This is a genomic window from Pseudomonas sp. TMB3-21 (assembly GCF_054898145.1).
This window is the reverse complement of the sequence record NZ_CM142718.1, coordinates 929,223-941,528: the sequence shown is the minus strand read 5'-3', so window position 1 is coordinate 941,528 and position 12,306 is coordinate 929,223. Positions and strand designations below refer to the sequence as shown.

The 12,306-nt window shown below is 60.3% G+C and carries 9 protein-coding genes; 6 read left to right on the top strand and 3 right to left on the bottom strand.

The window, feature by feature from the left end; translation table 11 throughout:
* Positions 1–95: 95 nt before the first annotated feature.
* Positions 96–731, bottom strand: coding sequence for a methyl-accepting chemotaxis protein (locus ACYZTS_RS04445; RefSeq protein WP_442961275.1), 636 nt, complete (start codon positions 729–731; stop codon positions 96–98).
* A gap of 1,363 nt (positions 732–2,094) precedes the next feature.
* A complete protein-coding gene (locus ACYZTS_RS04440; RefSeq protein ID WP_461994310.1) occupies positions 2,095–3,765 on the bottom strand; it encodes a diguanylate cyclase in 1,671 nt (556 codons plus the stop codon).
* A gap of 448 nt (positions 3,766–4,213) precedes the next feature.
* Here ACYZTS_RS04440 and ACYZTS_RS04435 point away from each other — a divergent pair, with 448 nt between their 5' ends.
* The 6 genes from ACYZTS_RS04435 to ACYZTS_RS04410 all read left to right on the top strand — a co-directional run bounded on the left by ACYZTS_RS04435 (position 4,214) and on the right by ACYZTS_RS04410 (position 10,958).
* On the top strand, positions 4,214–5,281 hold the full coding sequence (locus tag ACYZTS_RS04435) for a DUF2333 family protein (RefSeq protein ID WP_028620181.1): 1,068 nt from the start codon (positions 4,214–4,216) through the stop codon (positions 5,279–5,281).
* 3 nt (positions 5,282–5,284) lie between these two features.
* The gene (locus tag ACYZTS_RS04430; protein ID WP_461994307.1) at positions 5,285–5,842 is read left to right on the top strand and encodes an NUDIX hydrolase; all 558 of its coding nucleotides are present in this window, start codon (positions 5,285–5,287) and stop codon (positions 5,840–5,842) included.
* Positions 5,843–6,126: 284 nt separating this feature from the next.
* Positions 6,127–6,498 carry a translation initiation factor Sui1 gene (locus tag ACYZTS_RS04425; protein WP_028620179.1) on the top strand — a complete coding sequence of 124 codons (372 nt, stop codon included), beginning with the start codon at positions 6,127–6,129 and terminating at the stop codon, positions 6,496–6,498.
* 214 nt (positions 6,499–6,712) lie between these two features.
* Positions 6,713–8,626, top strand: coding sequence for an arginine decarboxylase (gene speA / locus ACYZTS_RS04420; RefSeq protein ID WP_461994305.1), 1,914 nt, complete (start codon positions 6,713–6,715; stop codon positions 8,624–8,626).
* Between the two features lie 233 nt (positions 8,627–8,859).
* The gene (locus ACYZTS_RS04415; RefSeq protein ID WP_461994303.1) at positions 8,860–10,176 is read left to right on the top strand and encodes a type VI secretion system Vgr family protein; all 1,317 of its coding nucleotides are present in this window, start codon (positions 8,860–8,862) and stop codon (positions 10,174–10,176) included.
* On the top strand, positions 10,173–10,958 hold the full coding sequence (locus ACYZTS_RS04410; RefSeq protein WP_461994302.1) for a DUF4123 domain-containing protein: 786 nt from the start codon (positions 10,173–10,175) through the stop codon (positions 10,956–10,958). Before ACYZTS_RS04415 ends, ACYZTS_RS04410 begins: the two co-directional genes overlap by 4 nt.
* Here the strand turns inward: ACYZTS_RS04410 and ACYZTS_RS04405 are convergent.
* Positions 10,952–12,301 (bottom strand): MATE family efflux transporter, encoded by a 1,350-nt coding sequence (locus tag ACYZTS_RS04405; RefSeq protein WP_461994300.1) that lies wholly within the window; start codon positions 12,299–12,301, stop codon positions 10,952–10,954. The two genes, ACYZTS_RS04410 and ACYZTS_RS04405, sit on opposite strands and share 7 nt — an antisense overlap.
* Positions 12,302–12,306: the final 5 nt, after the last annotated feature.

Sequence of the window (12,306 nt, the reverse complement as noted above, 5' to 3'; positions counted from 1 at the left end):
TTGATCTTTGGCGATGTCTCATGAGTTGCCGTCAGAAGTACAATCAAAAGATCGCAGCCTTCGGCAGCTCCTACAGGGGGGGCAGGTTGTTTCTATCAGACGCGGAAAGCCTGGACTGCCGTGTGCAGTCTCCCGCCCAACACCAGCAAGTGCTCACCCTGCTCACGCCCTTCGCCAATGCGCAGCAGGTTATCGCCGCCCAACTGGTGAATTCGCTCACTGTGATCGCGGATTTCGCTGACCGCGCCGCTCTGCTGGGCGGTGACATCGGCGATGCGCACCGCAGTGTCGGCAATGGTCTGGATCGCGCCGACGATTTTATCCAGCGCGCCGTCAGCGGCCTGAGCCTGACTGGCTGTCGCTTCAGCGTGTTCGACCTGCGCGCGCATGCCTTCCACCGACTGCCGCGCCGCAGACTGCAGGCCGGCAATCAGGTTCTGAATTTCTGCCGTGGCGCCCGCTGTGCGTTGCGCCAGCGAGCGCACTTCTTCAGCCACCACGGCAAAGCCTCGGCCCATTTCGCCGGCGCGGGCTGCTTCAATGGCAGCGTTCAAGGCCAGCAGGTTGGTCTGATCGGCAATCGAGCGGATCACCGTCAACACACCGCCGATCGTGGCCGACTCTTCGGCCAGGTGTTCAATCATCTTCGCGTTGCCTTGCACTTCACCCACCAGCGCGTGCAGCCCGGTCAGGCTCAAGCCGATGACTTTCTGGCCGTGCTCGACCGCCATCCCGGCATTGCGACTGGCATCCGCAGCCTGACTGGCGTCGCCGGCCACTTGCTGAATGGTGGCCTCCAGCTCGCTGAGAGAATCGCGGATCAGCGCCGTATCACCGGCCTGGTGTTCGGCGCCGCTGTGCAAATCACTGCTCAGGTCGGCCAGGGTTCGACTGCTACCGGCGACCTGCTCCGCATTCAAGCGAATGGTCCCGACCAGATCCACCAGGTAGGCGCGCAAGCGGTTGAGCGACGCTTGAATGTCGTGCAGTTCGCGGTTGGTTTTGCCCAGTTCAATGTCCTGGCTGAAATCGCCCTCGGCCCAAGTTGACAATGCCGGTGCGAGGTTGGTGAGTGTACGTGCCAGACGCCGCTGCAAGGTGTCGATGAGCAGCGCGATCAGCAGGATCAACCCAATCATCACGCCTTGCATCAGCCGCACTTCACTCTGAATCTCCCCGTGCTGGGCACGAACGACAGGTTCGAGACCGGCAATCGCCTGTTGCACTGCGGTGATCTTCAGGTGTGTCGCCGCGCTGAGGTCGGCGCGTTTCTGGATCTGTTCGCGGGTGCGCGCCAGTTCGGCGGGGTAGCGTGTCAGCAGACTGGTGAGTTCACGTTTGAGTGCGACACCAGCATCTTCGGCGGCGGCTTTTTCGGTGGTTTCCAAGCCCATCATTGCAGCGAAATCGTCGGTGTTCGATTCAGCGCTGCTGGTTACACCGAGCAATGGCAAGGCGTCGATGAGTTCGGCCTGGGTGCGGATGTTGCTGACTTCGCGCTCGACATCGGCGGCCAGTTCACTGCGGCCGCTGCTGACCAGTTTGTCTCGCGCCAGCGACAGTTTGCCCAGGTGCTGCGAAGCGTTGAGCAAAGGCGTCAGCCAGCCAGGGTTGCCGCTGGCGTATTGGCTGAGTTGATCGAGGCTGGCGCCAAGCTCGCGTTCGGCCTGCAACAGCAGTGCCTGCGGATCGCCGGCCAGCTTGCCGGCGGCGAGCAAGTCGGTTTTGCTGAATTCGTCGAGGTCCGAGAGGCTCGGGCGCAAGGTGTCGGCCAAGGCTGGCGGCAACTCGGCCAATTCCTTTTGCAAGGCGTCGATGGCCTGACTGGCGCTGCTTAACCGCAAGGCGTCGCCGCTGGCGAGGTAGTCGCCAATGCTGCGCGCCACTTCATTTTGAAATTGCTGGGACAACCCCAGGTATCGCTCCATCAACAGATAGGGGCGTTCCAGGGCTTTTTGCGACCACCAGAGCGTAGCGCCGAGCGCTATGCAAACGGCGACTAAAAGGAGGGTGTTGAAATTGGTCAGCAGCTTCAGGCGCATTGCGGGACTACCAACGGCAGAATGGTAAGCGCCTGAAGTTATTGCGTTTCTATTACAGCGTTATGACCGAACGGGTCGATTCCGATGAAAAGGTGGCACTTTGCTTTGATGCCTGCGCGGCGTGGATGCGGTTACGCCCGGCATGCTTGGCGCGGTACAGAGCTTCGTCAGCCAGACTGGCCATCATCAGGCCGTCGGAGGCGTCATTCAGCTCGACGACGCCGGCGCTGAAAGTGCACCAGAGATCCTGCGGCTGGGCCGGGTAATGAATTTCGGCGAAGCGCTGACGGATCTCGTCCAGAACGTTATAGGCCGCTTCGATATCGGTGTCGGGCATGACGATGGCAAACTCTTCGCCACCGTAACGGCCAATGTAGTCGGTCTTGCGCAAACGCTGTTTGAGGAACAGCGCCAGGCTTTTGATCACGCGATCGCCCATGGGGTGGCCGTGGCTGTCGTTGACCCGTTTGAAGTGGTCGATATCGAGCATCGCAAAACTCAGCGGCTTGCCTTCGCGGCGCGAGCGGAAGCTGCAGTCTTCGAGCAGTTGCAGGATGTGTGTGTGGTTGTACAAACCGGTCAGGCTGTCGCGGACCATTCGCGCTTTCAGGTTGCGCGCCCGCGCCGCACGGTTGCGCACCGTGGTGATCAAGTGGCGGGGCTTGATCGGTTTGGTCAGGAAGTCGTCGCCGCCTTCGCTCATGGCATCGAGCTGCTTGTCCAGATCGTCTTCGGCCGACAGATAAATGATTGGCACGCTGACATAACGATCGTTGTGCCGGATCACCTTGGCGAGCTCAGTGCCGGTGCACGCAGGCATGTACATGTCGAGAATGATCAGGTCGGGCTGGAAATCAGCGAGTTCGGCCATCGCCTGGATCGGCTCGATCAACGTCCGCGTGACAATTCCGGCGCTGTTGAGCAGGCGCTCGGTGTGCAAGGCTTGCGCGCGCGAGTCGTCGATGATCAGCACTTTATAAGGTTCGTACTGGGCGACGCAGGTGAGTACTTCGATCTTTTCCAGCAGGCTAGACGCTTCGAGGGTGCCGGTGAGGAATTCCTGACCGCCGGCGCGCACGGCGGCGAGGCGGGTAGGGGTGTCAGTTTCCAGCAGGCTGAAAAACAGCAGGGGCAAAGGTTCGTCCAGTCCGACTTGGGCTTCGGCGGCGAGTTGCAGGCCGACGCCGGTGCCGCAGAAGTCAACGTCCATGACAATTGCCGCAGGCAGTCGCTCGACCATCGATGAGCGGAACGTCGACACGCTGTCGATTGACTGCGCGCTGAGGCCGAAGAATTCGAGTTGCTTGGCCAGGCGTTCGGCCCGTTCGTGATCTTGCAATACTACGTAGACCGGCTTGCGCAGTGGCGGCAGGAACGTTTGCTCCAGCTGATCGCCGTGCCGCAGGCCGGTGCGCGACAGGCGCTGCATCAGGCGATTGAGCTCAGTGATCAGCGCGCTGTTCAGGCGCCCCCGATTGGCGTCGATCGCTTCCAGCGACTGGCCGATGAGCCGCGCCAGCTGGCTGTGTTCCGGCTGCTCGAAGCGCTCGGCGAAACGCAGCAAGCGCAGGTTGGCTTCGCTCAGTTCGGAAGAATCGGTGCTGGACCATTCGCTGCGCTGCAGGCGCTGCCATATCTCAAGAATCTGACGAGCCTGATGAATTACCCGCTGGGCAAAGTGGTGCTTGAGGCGCTCACGGCTGGGGTCTTCTGGCTCGGTCATATCCTGACTACTGGGTAGGGTGCATGCTGAGATTGACTGGTGGCTCTATGCTAGCATCTCTTTCGATTAGCATCAGTGTCGTCCGTCAATTAAGTGCGAGGCGACGTCATTCAGTTTATGACCGGTTGGTCGGATCTGCCGCGCTGCTAGAAGCGACACCTGTAGCAGCTGGCGGAGCCTGCGTTCGGCTGCGAAGCAGTCGTAAAATCAGCGAATGCGTTGTATTAGGCAAAGCTCATTGTGGAGTTGACGACTGCTGCGTAGTCGGACGTCCGAATCTGCCCAAGTCCTTCGCCAGGCGCTACAAAGGGCTTCCCTTCCTCTATAGTTGCGTTCGCGGCCTGCAGTCGTGCGGCGCGTTGCGCACATTTAATGCGCGTTTAACGAGGCACGATGGCGTAGGGTTGTGGTCGAACCGATGAACTCAAGTGATTGAAAGGATACCGCCATGCTGGACTGGAAGAACCGCGCGGGCAGCGCGCCTGAACGTGCCGCCGAACCAAAGTCGGCCACCCGCAGTTACGTCGGCGGCCTGTTGTTCAGCCGGGCGCTGGCCACGCTGATCGGCCTTTTTCTGCTGGTGAGCATCGCGCTCGGCTGGTACTGGAGTCAGGAGCCGGCGCTGTTCCCGGTTCAACAAAACGCCCAGGTTGCGGCCGAACGTGAAGGCAAGCAGATGGTCATCGGCTACACCACGGTCGAAACGCTGAAGACCGTCGCCGATACCTTGCTGACCAAGCCGGGCGGTTACATTTCCAACGACCGTTTCCCGCCGGGCCTGTGGATGGACAATACGCCGAGCTGGGAATATGGCGTGCTGGTCCAGGTGCGTGATTTGACGCGCGCCTTGCGTAAAGACTTCGCCCGCTCGCAATCACAGTCGGCAGAAGATGGTGATCTGGCCAAGGCCGAGCCGCGTTTCAACTTCGATAACAAGAGCTGGGTGCTGCCATCCAGTGAGTCCGAATACCAGGAAGGCATCAAGTCCCTGAGTCGCTATCAGGCGCGTCTGTCCGATCCGTCGCAGAAAAACGCGCTGTTTTACGCGCGCGCCGACAACCTCAACAACTGGCTCGGCGACGTTGGCACTCGTTTGGGTTCGCTGTCGCAACGGCTGTCCGCCAGCGTTGGCCGGGTCAAGCTGAACACTTCGCTGAAAACCGAAGTGGTTGCGCCGGGCCAGGTGCCGCAGGTTGACGAGGAAATCGTCGAAACCCCGTGGATGCAGATCGACAACGTGTTCTACGAAGCGCGCGGTCAAGCTTGGGCGTTGTCGCATTTGCTGCGCGCCATCGAAGTCGACTTCGCCGATGTGCTGGCGAAGAAGAACGCCACGGTCAGCGTGCGTCAGATCATTCGTGAGCTGGAAGCGTCGCAAGAACCGGTCTGGAGCCCTATGATTCTCAACGGCAGCGGCTTTGGCGTGCTGGCTAACCACTCGCTGGTCATGGCCAATTACATTTCCCGGGCCAATGCTGCAGTGATCGATTTGCGTCAGTTGCTTAATCAAGGCTAAGTCATGGCGGATCACACAAGCGAAGCCGCCCATCGTGCGGCTTCGGACGCTGAGCAGATCGCCTGGGTCGATGAGCAGGACAACCTGCTCGGTGCCCTGGTCCGCTCCGATTTGCGCGAGCGTGGGCTGATCGGGCGCGGCACGTACATCATGTTGTTCAATTCGGCCGGAGAGCTCTGTGTTCATCGCCGAACCTTGAGCAAGGCGATTTACCCCGGTTACTGGGATGTGGCGGCGGGTGGCATGGTTCTGGCCACCGAGAGCTACGCCGAATCGGCTGCCCGGGAGCTGGAAGAAGAGTTGGGAGTGAGCGGGGTAGAACTGACCGCGCACGATCATTTCTTTTTCGAAGACACCGGCAATCGACTCTGGTGTTCAGCGTTTTCGGCGGTGTGGGATGGCCCCTTGATCCTGCAGCCGGAGGAGGTGCTGGAAGCGCGCTTCATTCCAATCGATCAGGTCATGCTCGACATCCAGCAAAATCCTTATTGCCCGGACTCTCTGGCAGCGTTGAAGCGCTATCTGCGCGCCTCTGGGATTGACGTCGCAAAACAGCCATGAATTGGCGCCGATTGGCTCTTAGCAATCGGCGTTTTTGCCGTTACACTGCGCGACCTTTTCAAGCTGAACCGGATTGCTTTTTTGTAGGAGCGAGCTTGCTCGCGAAGAACGCGAGGGCGACGTGCATATCCTGAATGCTCGCGTCATCGTTGACGACCATCGCGAGCAGGCTCGCTCCTACAGGGTTGTTTCGGTTCAGTAGCGCTGCCCCTGCCTGAGTGGGGCTTCGCGGTCGATGGCCCAGGTGGCCGCGACCAGTCTTTGTCCTCCCGAGAGGATTGCCGGTGGCCAAAAAAGCCGCATCCTTCGCCGCCCTTGGTGGCCTGGTATTTTCCACCGACGCAGGTCGTCATTGCCCCGATTGCAGCAAACCGGTGGACGCCTGCATCTGCAAACAAACCCTGATCCCGTCCGGTGACGGCATTGCTCGCGTGCGCCGCGAAAGCAAGGGCCGGGGCGGCAAGACGGTGACTACCATCACCGGCGTGCCGTTGGCTGAAGACGCGCTCAAGGAACTGGCCACCACGTTGAAGAAACGTTGCGGTACCGGTGGCGCGTTGAAAGACGGCATCATCGAAATCCAGGGCGATCATGTCGAGCTGTTGTTAGGCGAGTTGATCAAACTCGGTTTCAAGGCCAAGAAGTCCGGCGGCTAGCCGTCTCTGTGAAAACCACCCTCGGCTCGACCCGGTCCTTGCAGCAGGCCAGGTGCCGCCTACATGGTTTTCACAGAGCCTGTTCTGACCGGTTTCTAAACTCACTGCGGTCAGCGAGGTCTACCCCCTCGTTGACGAACCGTCATTTACACTCTTTAGACTGCGCCAGCCTGAACCCAGGTGACGCTCTATGACTTTTTTATAGGGGACTTCAATGTCCGTACGACGCACACGCAAAGACGATGGCAGCCAATGGACAGTTGCGGACAGCCGCAGTGTTTACGGGATCCGCCATTGGGGGGCCGGGTATTTCGCGATCAATGACGCCGGTCGCGTCGAAGTTCGTCCGAACGGTCCGGCCAGCTCGCCGATCGACCTGTTCGAGCAAGTCGACCAGTTGCGCAAGAGCGGCTTGTCCTTGCCGTTGCTCGTACGTTTCCCGGATATCCTGCAAGACCGCGTGCGTCAGCTGACCGGTGCCTTCGATTCCAACATCGAGCGCCTGGAATACCAGAGCAAGTACACCGCGCTGTACCCGATCAAAGTGAACCAGCAGGAAGCGGTGATCGAAAACATCATTGCGACCCAAAACGTTTCCATCGGTCTGGAAGCCGGCTCCAAACCCGAGCTGCTCGCCGTGCTGGCGCTGGCGCCTAAGGGCGGCACCATCGTCTGCAACGGTTACAAGGACCGTGAGTTCATCCGTCTCGCACTGATGGGCCAGAAACTCGGCCACAACGTGTTCATCGTGATCGAGAAAGAATCCGAAGTTGAGCTGGTGATCGAAGAAGCCGCCTCGCTTAAGGTCAAACCACAGGTCGGCCTGCGTGTGCGCCTGTCGTCCCTGGCCTCGAGCAAGTGGGCAGACACCGGCGGCGAAAAATCCAAGTTTGGCCTGTCGGCGGCGCAATTGCTGTCGGTGGTCGAGCGTTTCCGCGCGGCGGGTCTCGACCAGGGCATCCGCCTGCTGCACTTCCACATGGGTTCGCAGATCGCCAATCTGGCGGACTACCAGCACGGTTTCAAGGAAGCGATTCGTTACTACGGCGAACTGCGTAACCTTGGCCTGCCGGTCGATCACATCGACGTCGGCGGCGGTCTTGGTGTCGACTACGACGGTACCCACTCGCGCAACGCCAGCTCGATCAACTATGACATGGACGATTACGCCGGTGTCGTGGTTGGCATGCTCAAGGAATTCTGCGATGCGCAGAGCCTGCCGCATCCGAACATTTTCTCTGAAAGCGGTCGCTCGCTGACCGCGCACCACGCCATGCTGGTGGTGCAGGTGACCGACGTCGAGAAACACAACGACGAAGTGCCACAGATCGAAAACAAGGAAGCGCTGCCGGAAACCGTGCAGTGGCTGGTTGACCTGCTCGGCCCGACCGACATCGAGATGGTCACCGAAACCTACTGGCGCGCCACGCACTACATGAGTGACGTTGCCACCCAGTACGCCGACGGCAAGCTGACCCTGGCTGAGAAAGCCCTGGCCGAGCAATGCTATTTCGCCGTGTGCCGCCGTCTGCACAACTCGTTGAAGGCGCGTCAGCGTTCACACCGTCAGGTGCTCGACGAACTCAACGACAAACTGGCTGACAAGTACATCTGCAACTTCTCGGTATTCCAGAGCCTGCCGGACACCTGGGCGATCGGCCAGGTGCTGCCGATCCTGCCGCTGCACCGTCTCGATGAAGAGCCGTTGCGTCGCGCAGTGCTGCAGGACCTGACCTGCGACTCCGACGGCAAGATCAAGCAATACGTCGATGAGCAGAGCATCGAGACCAGCCTGCCAGTGCACAGCCTGAACGAGGGCGAGGACTATCTGTTAGGCATCTTCCTGGTCGGCGCCTATCAGGAAATTCTCGGCGACATGCACAACCTGTTCGGTGACACCGATTCGGTGAACATCTACCAGAATGCCGATGGCAGTGTGTACCACGCGGGTATCGAAACCCACGACACCATCGAAGACATGCTGCGTTATGTGCACTTGTCGCCGGAAGAATTGATGACTCACTATCGCGACAAGTGCGCCAGTGCACGCATCACGGCGGCCGAACGTACGCAATTCCTCGACGCGTTGCGCCTGGGCCTGACTCGTTCGTCTTACCTGTCTTCTTGAGGTAAGTCTCCGTTTGCACCGGGTTGTCTGAAAATGTACCGCGCCCTGCGGGTTTTTCAGATGAACCGGTGGGACGGTTCTGTATTTGTCGAAGAAACCTACCCCTCTCCTGGCTATAAAAGTCATATGGTCTGCATTTATCGTAGGCCGTTTCCTAAGTTGTACTTCGGCCCTCTACTCGGCCATGGCTCTCGGCGAAAATCCCCGACCGCCCCTCCTGTAGAGAATCGCCGATGTTCGATCCAGTCCACGAACCTTCATTTCGTCTGGATGTAGCCGGTCTGCTCGACCCGTTCGAAGTCCTGGCCTTTACCGGTAGAGAAGCGATCAACGAGCCTTTTGTGTTCGACGTGGATCTGCTGATCGATGACCCGACTCTCGACCTTGCCAGCTTGCTGTACCGTCCTGCGGTTCTGCACATCGCAGCTCAGCAGAGCTTGTTCCACGGACAATTGCATGAGCTCGTTCAGCGTGACCATGGCCAGAGCAGCCGGTTGTGTCGGGTGCAGCTTCGTCCGAGGCTGGCGTGCCTGTCCCAACGTTTCAGCCAGCGAATCTTCAGCGCCCGTTCGGTGCCCCAGATTCTTGACCAGGTGCTCAAGGAGCACGGCATCATCGGCCAGCATCGGCGCTTCGAGCTGAGCGGTGATTATCCGCCGCGAGACTTCTGCACGCAGTATCAGGAATCGGATCTGCAGTTTCTCCAGCGTTTATGCGCTCAGGAACGTGTCCATTATCACTTCGAACACAGTGCTCGCGGGCATTGCGTAGTTTTCGGTGACGGCAACGGGCATTTTCCCTTGGGCAACGCGGTCAGGTTCGACGCTGAACGCGAGCAGCCGGCGATTCGACAATTCAGGCTGCAGGTGAGCGAGCCGTACAGGAGAAGCGTCGAGGGACAAGCCGATGTGGCGACGCTGCGCAGTGGTCAGCTGATGCCGTTGTCCGGTCATCCGGTCGCCGATTGGAATCATTCGTGGATGCTGACCCATGTCGAGCATCTTGGCAGTCAGGATCCGGTGAAGCCCTACGTTAACCAGTTTCGCGCCATTCCCCGGGACGCGACATTCGTGGCGGCACAACACTTTGTGAAACCTCGCATGCACAGCCTGCAACGCGCCTGGGTGGTCGACGTCGATGAGCCCCGCCCCGATCCCTCGTTACCGGTCGCGGTGCAATTTGACTGGCTGTACCAGGGCGAAGGCGCGACACCGAGCCATTGTTGGTTGCCGGTCTCAGCAGAGCTGGACGGTCAGGCCGTTGCGCTATTGAGTGAGGGCACCGAGGTGGTGGTGAGCTTTATCGAAGGTGATCCGGATCAACCGTTCATTAGCGGATTTCTGCACACGCTGCCGACGGTTGAACATGACGCTGCGCCGGTGGCGCCCGCAGATCCGTCACCTGCCGAGGGTGTGCTGCAATTGTTGCGAACGGGTGAGCCCTTGTTGCTGTTATGCCTGATGCCCGGGGGTGGCAGTTTCAATCATTGTCAGGAGAGCCTGTGTGCCTGTCGGGCGGCGACGCGATTCGGCTCGAGCGGTGCGGCATGATCGGCGCGCCTGCGCAATGGCTATTGCTGGATGTTCCGGGTGCGCCTCACACCAGTGCGGTGTTGCAAAAGAAACTCGCACGGGCGCGCAGCTTCAAGTTGTTCGAGGGCACTGAGCTGCATGCGCTGCGCAATGAAGGGCCTGTGCTGGTAGATCTACGCAGTTGCCCGGCACTGGCCGAGTCATGTGTCAGCCAGGCGCAGGTGTGGCGCGGTTTGCTGATGGTCAGCGATGTATCGGCTGGGCAACTGATCGAACATCTGCAACGCATGCTGACGGTCACAGTCGGCCTGCATCATCGAGCCTTGTTGAGTTACTACAATCCGAACACGGCCAGTTACTTTTTCGATGACTGCGATGCCATGGAGCTGAGTCGCTGGTTGGGGCCGATCAAGCAGTTGCAGTGGTTTGGCGGGACGTGGGCCGACCGTGCGATCGGCAGTGAAGGTTGGCAGCAGTTGATCAATCCTGGCCTGATGGTCGAGCCATTGGTGGTCGAGGCCGACTTGAGCCAGCGACAGCGGGAGAAACTGCAGACCTGCCTGCTGGAACACCACGCCTGGCTTTGGTCGCAGTCGACTGAGGTCGATTACAACAGCCTATGGCACCATCTCCAGGAAGGGCTGGCGCTGGGGTTCAGCGAGCGGCCGTCGCTGGATGGCTGGTTATGGCTGCGCCTGCAATTCCCGCATGGTTCCCTGCGCCAGCCGCTGACCGGTGGCACGCAGCAAGAGCGTCTCAATAACCTGCGCATTCGCTGGCACAACGACCAGAGTCAGTGAATGCGCCCGGCAAACCAGCCATCGTTGTTGCGCAACAGCCAGGCGATTGCGCCAAGGGTCAGGCTGCGCAGCAACATGAACAGCAGGAAGGTCAGCCACAGGCCGTGATTACCCAGACCTTGCAGCGCCCAGGCAAACGGCAACAGGAGAATCATCGTCAGCAGCATGCCGTTACGCATTTCCCGGGCGCGGGTGGCGCCGATGAACAGTCCGTCCAGCAGATAACTCCAAACGGCGATCAGCGGCAGGGCGGCGAGGTAGCGCAGGTAGACGAATGCCGTATCGCGCACGCTCTGGATGTCGGTCTGCATCTCGATGAACAGGTGTCCGGCAAACACAAATAGCACCGCGAAGCCCAGGCTCGCCAGCAGTGACCAGCCACAGGCAACCACCAGCGAGCGCCTCAGGGCATCGCGGTCGCGAGCGCCAATGGCGTGGCCGCATAAGGCTTCCACGGCGTGGGCCAGGCCGTCGAGCGCGTGCGCGGTCAGCAGCAAGCCATTGAGCAGCAGAGCATTCGCGGCGACGGTGGCATCACCCAACCGCGCGCCTTGCACCGTGATCATGAAAAACACCGATTGCAGCAGCAGACTGCGGATGAAGATGTCGCGGTTGACCGCCAGCAGCGGACGCCAGCTCTGCCACAGCGCCAGTGCGGCCCAGGCGATGTGGCCCGGGTAGGCGCGCAAGGCTTTGCGGGTCATCAGCAGGCCAACGAGTGCGCCAGTCCATTCGGCAATTACCGAAGCGCGGGCCGACCCGACCACCCCCCAGTCCAGCCCGAGCACGAACCACAAATTAAGCGCGATATTGACCAGATTGGTACTCAGCAGAATCGCCAGCGGCGCCCGCGCGTTCTGTGTGCCGAGGAACCAGCCGACCAGGGCGTAACTGGCCAGTGCCGCCGGCAGGCCGAACAAGCGCGTGTGGAAAAACTCGCGCGTCAGCTGATCCAGTTCTGCCGAGGGTTGCATGAAGTGCAACGCGACGCCACTTAGCGGAATTCCCAACGCGCCCAGGGCAATCGCCAGGCCCATCGCCAGCAACAAGCCTTGCAAGAGAATCTGCCGCAAAGCTGCACCGTCGCCACGCCCGGCAGCCTGAGCGGCAAACCCGGTTGAGCCCATACGCAGAAAACCCATCGCCCAGGCGAGAAAGGTGTACAGGCTGGCACCCACCGCGACAGCGCCCAGTTGGTGGGCGTGGGGCAAGTGGCCGATGACGGTACTGTCGACCAGCGCCACCAGCGGTACGGAAATGTTCGAGAGGATCATGGGGGCCGCCAGCGCCCAGACGCGACAATGAGTCGGGCGGTCGCGCCAGTCGGCAATCAGGTTGGACATGCAGG

Excerpts from the sequence above, each read along its gene's own strand:
- ACYZTS_RS04415 (WP_461994303.1), top strand. The coding sequence starts at position 8,860 with ATGTTCGATCCAGTCCACGAACCTTCATTTCGTCTGGATGTAGCCGGT.
- ACYZTS_RS04445 (WP_442961275.1), bottom strand. The coding sequence starts at position 731 with ATGGCGGTCGAGCACGGCCAGAAAGTCATCGGCTTGAGCCTGACCGGG.
- ACYZTS_RS04410 (WP_461994302.1), top strand. The coding sequence starts at position 10,173 with ATGATCGGCGCGCCTGCGCAATGGCTATTGCTGGATGTTCCGGGTGCG.
- ACYZTS_RS04405 (WP_461994300.1), bottom strand. The coding sequence starts at position 12,301 with ATGTCCAACCTGATTGCCGACTGGCGCGACCGCCCGACTCATTGTCGC.
- ACYZTS_RS04435 (WP_028620181.1), top strand. The coding sequence starts at position 4,214 with ATGCTGGACTGGAAGAACCGCGCGGGCAGCGCGCCTGAACGTGCCGCC.
- ACYZTS_RS04440 (WP_461994310.1), bottom strand. The coding sequence starts at position 3,765 with ATGACCGAGCCAGAAGACCCCAGCCGTGAGCGCCTCAAGCACCACTTT.
- speA (WP_461994305.1), top strand. The coding sequence starts at position 6,713 with ATGTCCGTACGACGCACACGCAAAGACGATGGCAGCCAATGGACAGTT.
- ACYZTS_RS04430 (WP_461994307.1), top strand. The coding sequence starts at position 5,285 with ATGGCGGATCACACAAGCGAAGCCGCCCATCGTGCGGCTTCGGACGCT.